This is a genomic window from Methylobacterium indicum (assembly GCF_017347565.1).
GTDB classification, from domain to species: domain Bacteria; phylum Pseudomonadota; class Alphaproteobacteria; order Rhizobiales; family Beijerinckiaceae; genus Methylobacterium; species Methylobacterium indicum.
The window spans coordinates 5,083,500-5,100,372 of sequence record NZ_AP024145.1 but is presented as its reverse complement, the minus strand read 5'-3'; the positions used below and the strand labels follow the sequence as shown (position 1 = coordinate 5,100,372).

Sequence of the window (16,873 nt, the reverse complement as noted above, 5' to 3'; positions counted from 1 at the left end):
CGGACAGACCCATGCCCTCCTCCCGGTCCTCCCTCGCGCCCCTCTCGGTGCTCCTCCTCGACACCGAGCCGCGCACGAGCAACGCCTACATCGCGCTCGCGGTCGCCGACGCCCTGGCGCGCCACCCCGCCGTCGCCCGGGTGGTCCGGGCGACCCATGCCGACGCGGTGGCCCGGGCGCAGGGCGAGCGGTTCGACCTCGTCCTCGCCCTCGGCGGCGCGAGCCGCCACCACGCCCTGCTGCGCCGCCTCTCGGCGCTCGCCGGCACCAGCGCGCTGTGGACGACCGAGGATCCCTATCTCAGCGCCGCCAATGCCCGCCTCGCCGGCTGCTTCGACCTCGTCTTCACCAACGACCGCGGCTCGCTCTCCCGCTACGGGGCGAAGGCCCGCCACCTGCCGCTGGCGGCCACGACCCTGTTCCAGGACCTGCCCGTCCGACGGGACGACGCGGACTACCGCTACGACCTCCTGTTCGTCGGCACGGCCTGGCCGAACCGGGTGGCGACGCTCAACCGGATCCTCGCCGCCCTGCCGCGCGACCTGAAGGCGAAGATCGCGCTCCCGGCGAACGCCTATCTGCCGCCCCCGGTGCTGGTGCGCGACGACCTCGTCGTCGACTGGCGCTGCGGCAACGCGGATTTCGCCCGGCTCGCCAATGCCAGCCGGGTGGTGCTGACCCTGCCGCGGGTCTTCACCGCCGGCGCCGACGAGGCGGCCTCGGGCACGACGCCGCCGCCGCGGCTGTTCGAGGTGGCGCTCGCCGGCGGCGCGCAGCTCGTCGTCGGCGCCGACCCCGAGACCGTCGACTATTACGAGCCGGACCGCGAGATCCGGGCCTGCGCCGAGGACGACGCCGTCCGGGCCCTCGCCGCCCTGCTGGCCGACCCGGAGGGCCGGATCGCCATGGCGGAGCGCGCCCGCGCCCGCACCCTGGCGGCGCACCTCTACGACCACCGGGTCGACGTGATCCTGCGGGCGGTGCGGGAGCGCGGGGCCGCGGCGGCGCCAACGGCGAATGCGACTGGGTCCCGCCCAAGCGCGAGAAAACCCCGCCTCCTGTTCGTCGCCCACAACCGGGTCGGGCGGCGCCAGGGCGGCGGCGTCGAGTTCTATCAGGAGCAGCTCGCGGACGCGCTCGATGGAGCGCCCGCCGGGTTCGAGGTCCTGTTCCTCTATCCCTCCTTCGAGGAGGAGGCCTGGGTCCTGCGCCTCGACGAGGGCGAGACCTCGGAGACGCTGCCGATCCCGCCGGCGGAGCGACTGCTCGCCAGCCCGGAGATCGAGGCGCTCTTCGAGCGGATCCTGGTCGAGCGGCGCATCGACCTCGTCCACGTCCATCACCTCCTCGGCCTGCCGCTGAGCCTGCCGGCGATCGCCCGGGCCCACGGCGTGCCGGTGGCGATGCAGCTGCACGACTTCTTCCTGATCTGCAGCCGCTACACCCTGATGAACCAGCACGGCGTCTTCTGCGACGTCGTGCATCGCGGCGAGCGCCAGTGCGACGGCTGCCTGTCCACCGCCGAGGGACTGCCCGCCGGCGCCAAGGCGCGGCGCGACGGGTTCGTGGCGCGGATGCTGGCGAGCGTCGATGCCGTCGTCACCAGCACGCCGGCCACCGCGGAATACGTCCGGGCGTTCTATCCCGAGGCGACGGCCCGGGTCGCGGTGATCGAGATGGTCGATGCCGGGCCGGCGCGCCCGGCCCCGATCGAGCCCGTACCGTCCCTCTCGGGCGGGCCCGGAGCCCGCTCCCCCTTGCGGGTCGCGGTGCTCGGCAACGTGGTCGACCACAAGGGCGCCCGGACGCTGCTCGAGCTCGTGCGCATCACCGAGGGCGAGGCCATCGCGTTCGAGGTGCTCGGCTACGTCGAGAGCTACCTCGTCGCCGCCTTCGAGGCGCTGGCCGGGGACCGGCTTCATCTGCGCGGCGGCTACACCCGCGACGAGGTGCCGGCGCTCCTTGCCGGCTGCGACGTGTCGCTTCACCTCTCGCTCTGGCCCGAGACCTACATGATCTCGCTCACCGAGGCGTGGCGGGCGGGGCTGATCCCGATCGTCACCGATCTCGGCGCCCCGGGCGAGCGGGTCACGGAGGGCATCGACGGGCTCAAGGTGCCGCCGGGCGATGCGGGCGCGGTGCGCCAGGCCCTGCGGCGGCTCGCGCACGACCCGGACCTCGTCGCGACCCTGCGCGCCGCGATCCGCGAAAAGACCTTCCCGAGCGTGGCCGGGCACGCCGCCGCCATGGCGGACCTGTACCGCACGCTGATCGCGGCCCGGCCCGCGCCCCATCCCGGGCCCGACGCGCCGGCCGCTCCCTTCACCCTCTCGGCCCTCGACCTCGGCTTCCGTCTCAACAACCCGGACTGGACCGACCCGACGATCGTCTGGGACGGAGCGGACGAGACGAGCGCGGTCGCCGATGCCCTGCCGCCCGCCGCGGCGCTCCTGCCCGAGCGGGCGCTGGCGCCGGACGATCCGGGCCTGTCCTGGGAGATCGCCGACCTCGTCGCGGACGGCCAAAGGCTGCCCGGCCGGATCGGCCCCTGCGCGGTGGGCGACAGCCTGTCCCTGCGCGGCTGGCTCTGGCGCCCCGACGCGGGACGACCGCTCCAGACCTGGTTGCGGCTGCGCGCCGGCTCCGCCACACGCTTCGTCGCGACCCAGCCCGAGCGCCGCCCGGAGCTGGCGGGGCGGTTCGGCACCGGCCGGGCCGAGCAGGCCGGCTTCGCGGCCCGGATCCGCACCGCGGACCTGTCGGCGGGTCTCCACGTCGTCGACCTCGTCCAGGTCTTTTCCGACCATCTCGCGGTCGCCCGCGAGGTCGCGCGCTTCACCGCCGCGGGCTTTCCCGCACCGGGCCCGGTCACGCCGTGGCGGCCGGGCCTGCCGGATGCCGCCCTGCGCCGGAGCGCCGCGCGGGCGACGGTGACCGGCCATGGGCTCCCGCTCGTCGCGGGCGTCCCGGTGGCACGCCAGGGCGGCCTCACCCGCATCGCGGTCGCGCTGCCCGCCGATGCTGGGGCGGGGCAGCCGGCCCTGGTGCTCGAAGGACCGCAGGGTGCGGCCTGGACCCGGGCGGTGCGGAGCGAGGAAGACGGGACGACGCGGGTCGGCACCGAGGCGCAGGCCCGGGATCTCGCACCCGGCTCCTACCGCCTCTCGGTCGCGGTCGAGGACGATCTCGGAGCGGAGCCGCGCGGGGCGGAGCTGTTCGAGACCGGCGCCACGCTCTTCGTCGCGCCTTCCACCCGCACCTGCCTCGTCACCGCCGAGATGCCGCAGGCCTTGCGCCGGACCTGGATTCCGAAGCTGCGCACCCGGCCGAACCTCGACGCCGTGGTGCCCGGCGAGACGTCGGACCTGCTCGGCCCGACCGTGGCGGCGGCGGGCTGGTGCTTCGTGCCGGGGCGCGGCCGGCCGCTCGCCTGGATCGCCCGCTGGGGCGCGCGGGGGCAGCGCCGATACATGATCGCGGAGTGCGTCGCCCGGCAGGACGTGGCGGCGCACCTGAAGGAGGCCGACGCCCTGACGGCCGGATTCGACATGGAGCTGCCGCGCGATGCGATCCGGGATGGGACGCTACGGGTGTTCCAGGTCTACGAGCGCGGGACGGTGGCCCTGCCGGGCTTTCCCGGGTACGTCGCCGGGACGATGCCGGATCCGGCGTGACGGGCGGGAAGCCGCCTCCCCGCCCCTCGCCTCACCACTTGTAGCTCAGGCTCGCGGTGATGCGGCGCTGCTCGCCGTAGAAGCAGGCATTGACCGACTGGCACGACGAGACGAAGCGCTTGTCGGTGAGGTTCGCCGCGTTGATGGCGAAGCGCCAGTTGTCGCGGCTGTAGTGGATCACCGCGTCGATCAGCGCCCGCTCCGGCACCGTCAGGGTGTTGTTCACGTCGGCGAAGGAGCGGCCGACATAGCGCACGCCCGCCCCGAAGCCGAACCCGGCCCAGTCGCCGGTCGGGATGGTGTAGTCGGCAAAGACCGAGGCCAGGGTCTCGGGCGTGTTGGTCGGCGTCCGGCCGATGGCGCCGACGTCGCCCTTGGTGATCTCGAGGTTGTAGCTCGTGAACGACGCGACGACGTTGAAGTCCTTGGTGATGTTGGCCACCAGCTGCGCCTCGAAGCCGCGCGAGCGGGTCTCGCCGAGCTGAAGCTGGTTGATCGCGCTGTTCGGGTCGGCGGTGAGCGTGTTGGCGAGCGCGAGGTCGAAGGCGGCCACCGTCAGGAAGGCGTTCGCGCCCGGGATCTCGTACTTGACGCCGACCTCGTACTGGTCGCCGGTGGTGGGCTTGAACGGCTGGCTGAAGGCGTTGGTGCCGACCTGCGGGTTGAAGAAGGTCGCGTAGCTGACGTAGGGCGCCAGGCCGAAATCGAAGTTGTAGATCAGGCCGTAGCGCTGCGTGAAGGCGTTGGCCGATTGCCGCGTCTGGGTGCTGGCGAGCCGGTTGTTGACCTCGTTCGAGGTGAAGTCGCCGCGGCCGGAGACCACCAGGGTCAGCTCGGGCGTGAGCTTGATCTGGTCCTGGTAGTACAGGCCGAGCTGCTGAAACACGTCGTAATTGACGAGATAGGGCGCGACCGGGACGCTCGCGGCGCCGTAATTCGGCGTGATGATGTTGAAGTTCGGAACCGGCACCCCGGCGAAGCCGCCGGTGGCCTGGTTGTCGTTGAGCTGGAAGTTCTTGTAGTCGAGGCCCATCAGGAAAGTGTGCTTGAACAAGCCGTCGTCGAACCGGGCGACCGCCTGGTTGTCGACGTTGAACAGGCGCGCCCGCGAGGCGGCGCGGAAGCGGTAGCGGGCGATCTGGGTCTGGTTCGCGTCGGCATAGCCGATGCCGCCGAGGAACGCGTCGTCGAGCGAATCGCTAAAGGCGTAGCGCAGGTTCTGCCGGAAGGTCCAGGTATCGTCGAAGACGTGCTCGAACTCGTAGCCGATATTGGCCTGAGTCCGGCGATAGGTATTGTTGAACGGATCCGAGACGTTGTAGTTCTGCGGGATGCGCAGGCCGAGCACCGTCGGCCGCACCGTGCCGTAATACGGCAGGAACGCGTTGAGGCGGCCGGTATCGTCGTACTGGACGCTCGACAGCAGCGTGAAGGTGGTGGCGCCGTCCGGCTTGTAGGTGAAGGTCGGGGCGATGTAGCCGCGATTCTCGTCGAGGCCGTCGACCTGGGTACCGCCCTGCCGGCCGATGCCGGTCAGGCGGTAGAACCAGTGACCGTCCTTGTCGGCCGGCCCGCCGAGGTCGAAGGCGAGGTACTTCTGGCCGAACGAGCCGCCGCCGACCTCGATGGTGCGCAGGGGATCGACGGGCGGCTTCTTGCTGATCAGGTTGATCAGGCCGCCGGGGCCGCCCTGGCCGAACAGCACCGCGGCGGGACCGCGCAGCACGTCGATGCGCTCCAGCCCGAACGGGTCGACCTTGTAGGCGGCAAAGCCGTAGTTGAAGAGCTGCAGGCCGTCCCGGTACAGGCCGGTGTCGTTCGCCGTGAAGCCGCGGATCAGGAAGAAGTCGACCCGCGGGTCGGGCCCGAACACGTTGCCGTAGACGCCGGCCGAGTAGGCGACCGCGTCGCCGACCTGCTGCGGCTTGAGGGCGTCGATCTGCTCACGCCCGATCACGGTGACCGATTGCGGCGTCTCGATCAGCGGGGTGTCGGTCTTGGTCGAGGTCAGGGTACGGGTGGCCACGAAGCCGTCGATCGGCCCGCGCGGATCCTCCTTGGGTCGGGCCGCGACCACGGTGGCGCCGGGCCGGGCGCCGTTGCCCGCGACGTCGATCGCCTCGAGCTGGATCGCGCCGCCGGCCGCCGTCCCCTGCCGGGGCGGTGTCGCCTCCTGGGCCGTCGCCGCCGCTGTCATCAACCCGAGCAGAGAAACGCCGCCGGCGAGGGCGCCGGCAATGCGGCGACGGGCGGGAACGCAGGGACGAGAACGCATGTCGGGACCTTTGGGCCGTGGGCGGCATGCCCCCCGGGAGGAGCCTCCCGGGGGTCGAAGCCACTCTTTAGAATGATAATAAGCTATTGCTCTTACTTGCTTTTTTAGCACGAACGCCCGACCCGTGGAGTCGGCAACCCGAGCCTTGCGGCAGATGTAAGAGCCTGTGGCAGATCCGCAACGCGCCTGCCGCGGCCGGCGCTGGCGGCGTTCCTTCGTCAAACGATCGTCGCATCGATACGACAGGCCACGCTTGGCTGGCGCGAGAACCGGGACCGGAATCCACGGCGATCCAGGTGGAACGCGGAACCGGACGAAGTTGAGTGCGACATCCGCCCACGGTCGCGAGGGCACGGAGCATGTCATGACGTAATGTGCCGTGCGATAGCCGCAATTTTGCGCTTGGGCAGTGACGGAGGCCGGAATGTCACGGAACTTGATGAACGCGCAGCACGATCCGTGGTAGAGGCGTCGGCGCTAGCGTTTCCTGCGGGACTGACTCCGCTACACGCATGCGATGGCACGGCCCGCGAACGACGCGCCACCTCGCACCGTGCCGGCCGACGGTGTGGCGCGGGGGATGCATCGCTCGTGCGGGTCGGACCGATCGGAAGAAGGTGGTAGTTTCGGCAATGATTAAAAGAACTCTCCGAAAGTTACGGCGCGCCGAAGGCGCCGAGACGCACTTTGATGCCGACTTCTACACTAGCACATACCGCGATGTTGCCCTCACCAAGCAAGATCCATTTCAACATTATATGACGAGCGGATGGCGCGAAGGCCGCGACCCGTCGGCACATTTTTCTACTTTATACTATAAAGATAAATATTTATCGTTTGATAATTTCGAGGTTAACCCGCTTGATCACTACGGGTCGCTCCCTGAGGCGCAACGTAGAATCATCTCGACTGGGGAAATGAACGATTTCGTTGAAATTCAGCGGCGGGTCATTCACGACTATTTTGACGCCGAGTTCTATACGCGAACCTATACGCTCGACCCCGGCACGGATCCGCTGCACCACTACCTGACCGAGGGCTGGCGGCACGGCTACGAGCCCAACACATACTTCGTCACGCACGATCACCTCAATCGCAATCAGCATCTCGGCGCCGGCCGGATCCCGCCCTTCTACCACTACGTCTCGACCCATCGCCTGCTGGGCGGCACCCCCCCCCTCGTGAGGCTGGCGCGGACGACGGACGCCGCCCTCGCCGCGGTGATGGCGGCGATCGCCGACGACTTCGACGCGAGCTACTACCTGTCGAGCTACGATGACGTCCGCGAGGCGGGGCTCGACCCGCTGCGCCACTATGCCGAGCACGGATGGAAGGAGGGACGCAACCCGTCGGAAAGCTTTTGGAACGACTACTACCGGAGCACCCACGGCACCGAGGTCCCACCAACGGTCAATCCTCTCTATCACTACGTGATCAAGGGGCGTGCGCTCGGATTGAGCCCCAATCCGTCGGCCCGCAAGACTGGGGACGACGTCCCGTCCGACGCGACGGAGGCCGTCACGCTCGCTGCGACGATGGCGGCGATCGCGGCCGACTTCGACGAGATCTATTACCTGTCGAGCTACACCGATGTCCGCGAGGCGGGCCTTGATCCGCTCCGCCATTACGCCGAGCACGGATGGAAGGAGGGGCGCAACCCATCCGAGATCTTCTGGGCCGAGCACTACCGGAAGCAATACGCGTCCACGGTTCCCACGACGGTCAACCCGCTCTACCACTACGTCACCGAGGGCCGTGCCCTCGGCCTCAAACCGAACCCGTTCGGCCCCGCGCTCTGGCCGGCCCCGACGGCACCATCCGCGGCCGAGTGGGCGGCGGCGAGCCCGGCCACGGACATGACCTCGGCGGAGGTCGTCGTGGTGATCCCGGTCTACAAGGGTTACGAGGAGACGTTGCGGGCGGTACACGCCGTGCTCGCCAATCGGCAGTCGAGCCGCTTCGCCCTCCTGGTGGTCAACGATTGCGGACCGCTGGCAGAGCTGAACGATGCCCTGGCGGCGCTCGCCGCCAAGGGGCTCTTCGTCTACCTCGAGAACGAGACGAATCTCGGCTTCGTCGCGTCGGTCAACAAGGCTCTGGCCTTCTGCACAGGGAAGGACGTGATCCTTCTCAACTCGGATGCGATCCCCTACGGCGACTGGCTCGACCGGATGCTGTGGCACGCCCAGGCCAATCCGGACGCCGCGACCATCACCCCGCTGTCGAACAACGCGACGATCTGCAGCTACCCGCTGTTCAACTACAACAACCGCATCCACCTCGAGCTCACCCTACCGGAACTGGATGCCTGCGCACGCGACGCCAACCGCCATCTTTCGTCCGATGTTCCGACCGGTGTCGGCTTCTGCTTCTACATGCGGCGCAGCATCATCGACCGGATCGGCGTCTTCGATGCCGAAACCTTCGGCCGCGGCTACGGCGAGGAGAACGACTTCTGCCTGCGAGCCCGGAAGGCGGGTTATCGCAATCTCCTGGCCCACGACATCTTCGTCTATCATTCGGGCGGTGCGTCGTTCGACAATACGTTCACAAAAAATATGGAGCAGATCGAGCAGCGCCTGCTCGGCAAGCATCCGGATTATACATCGCAGATCCTGACCTACGTAGAAGCCGATCCGGCCCGGGAAGCCCGCATCCGGCTCGATCTGTTCCGTCTCGCGCGCAGCCTCGGGCCGAAAACGGTGGTGTTCGTCACCCACAACCGGATCGGCGGCATCGTCACCCATATCCGCGACCTGTCAGACCGCCTGACGCAAGAGGGCTACGAGGTCGTGATCCTGAAGGCGGCGACGGAACGCAGCATCCGGATCGAGACGCTGCCGGACTCCACGCGGGCGATCCCGACCTCGTCGGTCGAGACGCTGCAGATCGACAGGCAGGGCCACCTCGTCACCGCGTTTCTGGAATGGCTGCGGCCCGCCCTCGTGCACATCCATTCGTTCGTTGGCCTCGACTGGGCGTCGACGGAGCAGATGATGACGATCATCCAGGCGGGCGGTCCCTACGCGTTCACGCTCCACGATTACGCGGCGGTCTGCCATCGCAACGACCTCGTGACGCCGCTCGCCCGGTATTGCGGCCTGCCGGACGCGGAAGCCTGCCGCCGCTGCATCGCCATCGATCACGGCAGCAGGGGGGTGCCCGATCCCGCCATCCGGCGGGAGGCCTATGCCCGGCTCCTCGCCGGCGCCGCGGTCGTGCTGTCCCCCTCGCACGACATCGCCCGGCGCCTGGCGCCCTACCTTCCCGGCAGCCGGATCACGATCCGGCCGCACGAGGAGCAGCTGCCTTCGGTCGCCTGGCCCTCCGCCCGCACGGTGCCTGTCGGGCCCGACGCCCCGCTGCGCATCGCCAGCCTCGGAGGCGTCGGACCCCACAAGGGCTCGAACGTCCTGCACGACCTCGCCGTCGATGCCCGACTGCGCGACCTGCCGATCACATACCGGGTGGTCGGGTACAGCAACATGCCCGAGCGCCTCGCCGCCCTGGGCGTGATCGAGACCGGCCGCTACCGGACCGACGAGGAGGCGATCGGCCTGCTGCACGACCTGGAGATCGACCTGGTGCTGATCGGCTCGATCTGGCCGGAGACCTATTGCTACACCCTGTCGCTCGCCCAGGCGGCGGGTGTCCCCCCTGTCGCGTTCGATCTGGGAGCTCAGGCGGAGCGCTTGCGCGCCCGCGACGAGGGCGCGCTCGTCGATCCGGGGCTGGCTCTCGACGCGAGCGCCTTGAACGACCTGCTGCTCGGCCTGTCGCTCCCCGATCTGTACGCTCGGCGGGCTCCCTACGAACACGTCACGTACAGCAACCTGCTGGCGACGTATTACGGCCTGGGCGAGGATCGCGCGGGGATGCCGGCATAGAGCCGGCTGGGGCGCAAGGCGGGGGCGTCTTCCGTCCCCGCCGGAGATGAACGATGCCCCCCGCCCCTGCCGACGCTGGACCGCCGTCAGGAGGCGCGGAACGTGTCGCGGATCGCCTTGGCGTTGCGGCGGATCATCGGGCCGAGCCAGGCGCCGGACGCGATGTAGGTGCCGGGGCTCGCCGGCGCGAGGGCGGCGGCGAGGGCCTGGGCGAGGTCGGTCCGGGCCGGTCCCCGTCTGGCGGCGGGGTCGCGCCGGTAGACCGCGGTGGTGTCCTCGCGCCAGTAATCGGGATGCGGAGTCAGGCCGGCGCGGGCGGCGGCGCGGTCGAGGGTCTCGCGCACGAAGCCGTGGACATGGGCGAAGTGGAAGCGCTCGTGCGGCGGTTTGCCGGTCGCCGCCATGTTGGGCACCGCGGCGTAGAGGACGCCGCCGGGCGCCAGCCGGCCGGCCAAGCGCTCCAGGGTGTCGACCGGGTCGCGCAGATGCTCGAGCACGTGGTGGACGGTGACGACGTCGAAGGCCTCGTCGGGCGCCAGGGCGTCGAGCCGGTCCAGCACCCGGGCGCCGTGCTCCTCGCGCGCGAAGGCGGCGTAGGACAGGCCGGGCTCGACCCCCGTGACGGTCGCCCCCCGCGCCCGCGCGGCAGCCAGGAACTCGCCCGAGCCCGAGCCGAAATCGAGCACCCGGGCACCGGGCCGCAGGGCGGGGGCGAGCAGATCGGCCCGGAACGCCGCCTCGCGCCGGGACCGGTTGAGGTGGTGGCGCGGCGGGCGCTTGCCGAGGGCGAACTGGTAGGCGGCGCGGTAGGCCGAGGCGTAATAGGCGCCGAGTTCGTCCTGCGTCGGCATCGGGTCGGTGCGGATCAGGCCGCATTCGGTACAGGCGACGGAGCGCAGCCGTTTCAGCCGCCGGTCGGTCTCCGCCACGACCAGCGTGCCGGTGCAGCCGCACAGATTGCAGGCCACGGCCTCGCCCCGATACGGGTAGCCGGTGAACGGCAGAGCGTGCCGGACGAGGTGGAGCGGATCGGACATCGACGGCCTTTGACAGATCGCAGCCGGCGGTCGCCCGCTTTGCGCATGACGAAGATCGCTCCGGCTTTCCTGACGTAAGACGCGCGAGCGCCCGGTTTTCATCCCTCCGTGAGGGATGTTTCGGGCACAGGAAGGGCGGCGAGACGGCGCCCCGGCGCCGTCCGCTGATTCCCTCAGCGCTCGTGCCCGGCCGTCGCGGTGGTCTCCCGCACCGGCGAGAGCAGGTAGTCGATCACCCGGCGCCGCCCGGTGCGGATCTCGACCGTCGCGGTCATGCCCGGCGTGAGCGCCACCGCCTTGCCGTCGGCCATGATCGTGGTCTGCGACAGGGCCACCGTCACCGGGAAGATCAGGTTCTGGGTCTTCTGCGTGCCGGTCACCGGGTTGAGGCCCTGGCCGCGCGCCACCGACAGGGCGTCGCTGCCGCCCCCCGCCTCGCGGTCGTCGACCGCGTCGCGCGACACTCGCACGACACGACCCTCGATCGAGCCGTAGCGGGTGAACGGGAAAGCGTCGATCTTCACCACCGCCTCCTGGCCGGGCAGGATGAAGCCGATATCCTTGTTCTGGACCTGGGCCTCGACCTCGATCGGCCCGTCGGTCGGCACCACCACCATCAGGGGCTGGCCCGCCGTCACCACCTGGCCGAGCGTCGTCACGGCGAGCTGCTGCACCGTGCCGGCGATCGGCGCCTTGAGCTGGGTCCGCTCGCGCTTGAGCGTGGCCTTCACCACGTCCTGCACCAGGGCGTCGCGCTTCTGCGCCGCCTCCGTCAGCGCCTGGTACTGGCGCGCCACCGTCTCGCTGGTGAGCTGGGTGATGCGCCGCTGCAGCGAGGTGGCGGCGGCCTTGGCCTCGGTCAGCTGCCCGCGGTCGTAGGCGAGATCGGCCGAGACCTGCTCGACCTGTTGCACCGCGTCGATCACCGCCGCGCGCGTCCCGGCGGCCTTGGCCACCAGAGTCTCGCGCATGTCGGCGCGCTCCTTCAGCACCGCCTGGAGCCGCTGGCGGGCGGCGATGCTGGCGGTGAAGCGCTCCTGCGTCGCGACCTTCTCGGCGAGCTGGGCCTCGAACGCGTCCCGGGTGCTGACGTACTGGCCGATCTCGGCCAGCATCGCGCCCTCCTCGCGGGCCCGCACCGCCGGCGGCACCGCGGCCGGGAACTCGACCTTGGCGGTGGGCTGGTTCGTCTCCACCGCCGTGATCGTGGCGCGCCGCCGGGCGATCTGGGCCTCCAACGCCGCGAGGTCGCCCTGGCGCGAGGACAGGTCGGCCTCGGCCTCGGTCGGCTCCAGGGTCAGGAGCACGTCGCCGGCCTGGACCCGGCTACCGTTCTCGACCGCGATGGTCTGGACCTTGCCGGTGTCGAAGGGCTGCACGACCTTCGAGCGCCCGGAGGGCTGGATGCGGGCGGTCGCCACCGCGTGGATGTCGATCTGGGCAAAGATGCTCCAGACGAGCGCCGCCCCGAACATCAGGCACATCACCCAGGTGAAGACTACCGCGTAGGGCGAGGGCGGGGTGTCGAGGATTTCCAGATGCGCCGGCAGGAATTCCTGGTCGGAGCGGTCGTCGGCGAGCCGGCGCACCCGCTCGGTGAGGCCGCGCGGGCTGAAGCGGGCCGGCGCCGGGGCGCGGCGCGGCGCCGGCAGGGAGGGTTGCGGGTTGGCGCTCACGCGGCCTCTCCCTGGCTCGTGCCGTGGTCGGATTGCAGGCGCCAGAGGCGGCCGTAGAGCGAGGCCGGCCGCTCGATCAGTTCGCGATGGGTGCCGTCCTCGACGATGCGCCCCTCCTGCACCGCGATGATGCGGTCGCAGATCCGCACCGCGGCCAGCCGATGGGCGATGATGATCACGGTGCGGCCGCGCACGATGTGCTTCATGTTGTCCTGGATGATCCGCTCGCTCTCGTAGTCGAGGGCCGAGGTCGCCTCGTCGAGGATCAGGATGCGCGGGTTGGTGGCGAGCGCCCGGGCGATCGCCAGCCGCTGGCGCTGGCCGCCCGAGAGGTTGGCGCCGCGCTCCTCGATCGGCGTGTCGTAGCCGAGCGGCAGCCGGTTGATGAACTCGTCGGCGCCGGCGAGACGGGCCACCTGCATCACCTGCGCCCGCGACAGGCCGGGATTGGCGAGCGCGATGTTCTCGAACACCGTCTTGTTGAAGAGCAGGTTCTCCTGGAGCACGACGCCGATCTGGCGCCGCAGCCAGGCCGGATCGACCTGGGCGATGTCGACGCCGTCGACCAGCACCTGGCCCTTCTCGGGCACGTAGAGGCGCTGCAGGAGCTTGGTGAAGGTCGATTTCCCGGAGCCCGAGGGGCCGACGATGCCGATGACCTGGCCGGCCGGGATGTCGAGGCTGACATCTTTCAGGACCTCCGGCGTGCCGGGCTGGTAGCGGAACGACACGCCCCGCACCGTGACCTGGCCCTTGGCCGGCGGCAGGTGGGCCTGGGCCAGCGCCCGGGTCTCCGGCGGGCAGTTGAGCACGTCGGCGAGGCGCTCCAGCGACACCTTGACCTGCTGGAAATCCTGCCAGAGCTGGGACAGGCGCAGGATCGGCGCAGTGACCTGGCCCATGATCATGTTGAAGGCGATCAGGCTGCCGACGGTCAACTCGCCGTTCATCACCGCATAGGCGCCGAAGAACAGCACGAGCGCGGTCGTGACCTTGGAGATGTACTGGATCGCGTTCTGGCCGATGCTGGCGACGAGGCCGGCGACGAACGAGGTCTTGACGTATCCGGCGAGCCGCTCCTCCCACTGGCTCTTGAGAGTCGGCTCGACGGCGAGCGCCTTGACGGTGTGGATGCCGACCACCGACTCGATCAGGAACTGGCTCGACAGGGCCGAGCGGTTGAAGCGCTCCAGTGTCTTGTCGCGCAGGATCGGCCGCAGCAGCACCGCCACCAGGATGTAGCAGGGGATCGACAGGGTGACGATCAGCGCCAGCAGCGGCGAGTAGAAGTAGAGGATGGCGAGGAACAGGAGCGTGAACGGGACGTCGATCGCCGAGGTCAGCGCCTGTCCGGTGAGGAAGTTGCGCACCGTCTCGAGCTCGCGCACCCGCGCCACGGTCTGGCCGGCGGGCCTGGTCTCGAAATAACCGAGGGGCAGGCGCATCAGGTGGTCGAACAGCCGCGCGCCGAGCTCGACGTCGATCCGGCTCGCGGTGTGGGTGAGGATGTAGCCGCGCAAGTATTGCAGCACGACGTGGAACAGGCCGAGCACCACGAGGCCGACGGCGACCAGCGTCAGGGTCGAGTAGCCGCGATGGACCAGCACCTTGTCGATGGTGATCTGGAAGAAGATCGGGGTGATGAGGGCGCAGAGCTGGATGAACAGCGAGGCGACCAGCACCGTGACGAGCGGCTTGCGGTAGCGCCAGATCGACGGGACGAACCAGGTCAGGCCGAACGAGTGGAGCGCCGTCTGGAGGTTGGCCCGGCGGGCGACGAGCACGATGGTGCCGGTCCAGCGGGGCAGGAACGCCTCGGGCTCGACATGGTCGGCGGTGCGGGCGACCGGATCGATGATCCGGAGCTTGCCGTCCTCGAAACGCCGTCCGAGAACGACGAAGTGGCCGTCATCGACCTCGAGGATCGCCGGGAGCGGAATGCCGTCGAGGCGGGCCGGCTTCTGGTCCTGCAGCAATCGGCCCTTGAGGCCGAGGCGGCGCGCCCCACGGACGATGTCGACGCCGCTCATCGGCGCCTGGCCGAGGCCGAGATCGTGGCGGACCTGCGCCGGCTCGCAGGGGATCTGGTGGAACGAGGCGACGAGGGCGAGCGCGCCGAGGCCGGAATCGGGTCGGGCCGTCGGCAGGTCCGCGGATCCGGGACCGGGGCGGCCGGGGCCGGCCTGTGCGGCCGCGTCTTGCACCATGTCGTCGTCTCCCAACTTCACGGCACGGCAATGCCGGGCCGGTCTCGCGCCGCGCTCCACTTCGCGACCCGTAGCTTACACGAGTTTTGGCCCGTGCGTGATCTGCCTCGATCCAACTCAAGGCCGCAAGATCTTCGAACGACACCCCGCCGGCGACTGCCTCGTACAGCTGCGTCGAGAATGCGTCGAGTGGGCCATGTGCGGGCTTCGCGTGATGGTTTCATGACGGTGAGAGGGCGATGCTGGGGCATCGCGGCCATGGGCATTCGACAGGCCCACTTCCTGCATGGCATCCCGGAAACGGATCGGGCAGGTGGGATGTCGGTATGGCCACGTCGCGACGCCTCGCAGGCGGTATGAGCCCTTTCGCTGCATGAGCACCGTCATCCTGGGCGGCGCCGGCTTCGTCGGGCTGAACCTCGCCCGCCACCTCCTCGCGGGCGGCGGCAGCGTGCGGATCCTCGACCGGTCCCCGCCCCCGCCGCCGCTCCTCCGGGCGCTGGCCGCGCCGACCGGTCGCCTCGATGTCGCACCCGGCGACGTGACCGACCCGGCTGCCCTCTCGTCCGCGATCCGCCCGGGTACCGACGCGGTGGTGATCGCCGCGGCCGTGACGGCGGATGCGGCCCGGGAGGCGGCCGACCCGGCTCCGATCCTGGCCGTCAACCTGTCGGCGATGGTGCCGATCCTCGAGGCCTGCCGCCGGGCCGGGGTGCGCCGGGTGGTGAACCTGTCCTCGGCGGCGGCCTACGGCACTGTCGGGGCCGAGTGCCTGTCCGAGGATCTGCCGGCACGGCCCGAGAGCCTCTATGCCGTCACCAAGTTCGCCTCGGAAGCCGTGCTGGCGCGGCTCTGCGGGCATTGGGGGCTCGACGGGGTGAGCGTGCGCCTGAGCGCGGTGTTCGGCCCGTTCGAGCGCGACACCGGCTTGCGCGATACCCTCAGCCCTCAGGCGCAGATCTGGGCGGCGGTGCGGGCCGGCATCCCGGCCCTGCTGCCGCGGCCGGGCTTGCGCGACTGGCTCTACGCCCCGGATGCCGCCGCCGCGGTAGCGCGGATCATCGACGCGCCACGCCTGCGAGCGCGGCTCTACAACGTGTCGAGCCCCGTCTCGTGGCCGGTGCTGGCCTGGGGCGAGCGGCTGGGACGGTCGAGGCTGGCGCGTCCCGGCTTCGTCTGCCGTCTCGCCGCGCCCGGGGAGGCCCCGACGATCGCGCTTCACGGCGGGACCGACCGGCCGCCCCTCGCGACCGACCGGCTGCGCGACGAGCTCGGCTGGGAGGCGGCGCATGGATGCGACGCCTCCGCCGACGCGTTCCTGGCCTGGCAGGAAACGCAGGACAATGTCCGATGAGGCGGGAGTGGCCATGAGGCTCGACGGCAAGGTCGCGGTGGTGACCGGGGGCGGCTCCGGCATCGGTGCCGCGACGGCGCGGCTCCTTTCGGAGTTCGGAGCCCGGGTGGCGGTGATCGACCGGGACGGTGCGGCGGCAGAGGCCGTGGCGGCGGAGATCGGCGGCCTCGCCCGCACCTCCGACGTCGGCGATCCCGCGGCGGTCGCGGCCGATGCGGGTGCGGTCGTGGCGGCCTTCGGCGGCATCGACGTCCTGGTGACGGCGGCAGGTTTTTCCGTCGGCGGTACCGTCGAGACCACCGCGCCGGCGGATTGGGACGCGGTGTTCCGCGCCCATGTCGGCGGCACCTGGCTCTGGGCCGGCGCGGCGGTGCCCCTGATGCGGGCGCGGGGCGGCGGCGCCATCGTCACGGTCGCCTCGCAGCTGGCGCTCGCCGGCGGGCGCGGCAACAGCGCCTACATCGCCGCCAAGGGCGCGGTGCTCAGCCTCACCCGCACCATGGCGCTCGACTTCGCCGGCGACGGCATCCGGGTCAACGCGGTGGTGCCGGGCGCGATCGAGACGCCGCTCCTCGCCCGGAGCTTCAAGCGTGCTCCCGATCCGGCCGCCGCGCGCGCGGCCTCGGAGGGGCGCCACGCGATGAAGCGCCTCGGACAGCCCGAGGAGGTCGCCCGCGCCATCCTGTACCTCGCCAGCGAGGCCGCTTCCTTCACCACCGGCGCCGCCCTGCCGGTGGAGGGCGGCTGGCTCTCCGCCTGAAGG

At 70.5% G+C, this 16,873-nt stretch carries 8 protein-coding genes; 4 read left to right on the top strand and 4 right to left on the bottom strand.

Annotated elements, in window-relative coordinates; genetic code table 11:
- Positions 1-11 precede the first annotated feature (11 nt).
- On the top strand, positions 12-3,674 hold the full coding sequence (locus tag miv_RS23680; RefSeq protein ID WP_207179250.1) for a glycosyltransferase family protein: 3,663 nt from the start codon (positions 12-14) through the stop codon (positions 3,672-3,674).
- A 31-nt stretch (positions 3,675-3,705) separates the two neighbouring features.
- Here the strand turns inward: miv_RS23680 and miv_RS23675 are convergent, their stop codons facing one another.
- Positions 3,706-5,949 (bottom strand): TonB-dependent siderophore receptor, encoded by a 2,244-nt coding sequence (locus miv_RS23675; protein WP_207179248.1) that lies wholly within the window; start codon positions 5,947-5,949, stop codon positions 3,706-3,708.
- Between the two features lie 758 nt (positions 5,950-6,707).
- On the opposite strand from miv_RS23675, the gene miv_RS23670 reads away from it, so the two are divergent.
- On the top strand, positions 6,708-9,836 hold the full coding sequence (locus miv_RS23670) for a glycosyltransferase (protein ID WP_207179246.1): 3,129 nt from the start codon (positions 6,708-6,710) through the stop codon (positions 9,834-9,836).
- An 86-nt stretch (positions 9,837-9,922) separates the two neighbouring features.
- Here the strand turns inward: miv_RS23670 and miv_RS33770 are convergent, their stop codons facing one another.
- The 3 genes from miv_RS33770 to miv_RS23655 all read right to left on the bottom strand — a co-directional run bounded on the left by miv_RS33770 (position 9,923) and on the right by miv_RS23655 (position 14,756).
- The gene (locus miv_RS33770; RefSeq protein WP_048429268.1) at positions 9,923-10,873 is read right to left on the bottom strand and encodes a class I SAM-dependent methyltransferase; all 951 of its coding nucleotides are present in this window, start codon (positions 10,871-10,873) and stop codon (positions 9,923-9,925) included.
- Positions 10,874-11,046: 173 nt separating this feature from the next.
- Positions 11,047-12,549 carry an HlyD family type I secretion periplasmic adaptor subunit gene (locus miv_RS23660; protein ID WP_207179244.1) on the bottom strand — a complete coding sequence of 501 codons (1,503 nt, stop codon included), beginning with the start codon at positions 12,547-12,549 and terminating at the stop codon, positions 11,047-11,049.
- Positions 12,546-14,756 (bottom strand): type I secretion system permease/ATPase, encoded by a 2,211-nt coding sequence (locus miv_RS23655; RefSeq protein ID WP_207179242.1) that lies wholly within the window; start codon positions 14,754-14,756, stop codon positions 12,546-12,548. The genes miv_RS23660 and miv_RS23655 overlap by 4 nt, the downstream gene beginning before the upstream one ends.
- Positions 14,757-15,129: 373 nt before the next feature.
- Between miv_RS23655 and miv_RS23650 the strand changes: the two genes are divergently transcribed.
- Positions 15,130-16,110 (top strand): NAD-dependent epimerase/dehydratase family protein, encoded by a 981-nt coding sequence (locus miv_RS23650; RefSeq protein WP_207179240.1) that lies wholly within the window; start codon positions 15,130-15,132, stop codon positions 16,108-16,110.
- 13 nt (positions 16,111-16,123) lie between these two features.
- On the top strand, positions 16,124-16,870 hold the full coding sequence (locus miv_RS23645; protein WP_207179238.1) for an SDR family oxidoreductase: 747 nt from the start codon (positions 16,124-16,126) through the stop codon (positions 16,868-16,870).
- Positions 16,871-16,873 lie beyond the last annotated feature (3 nt).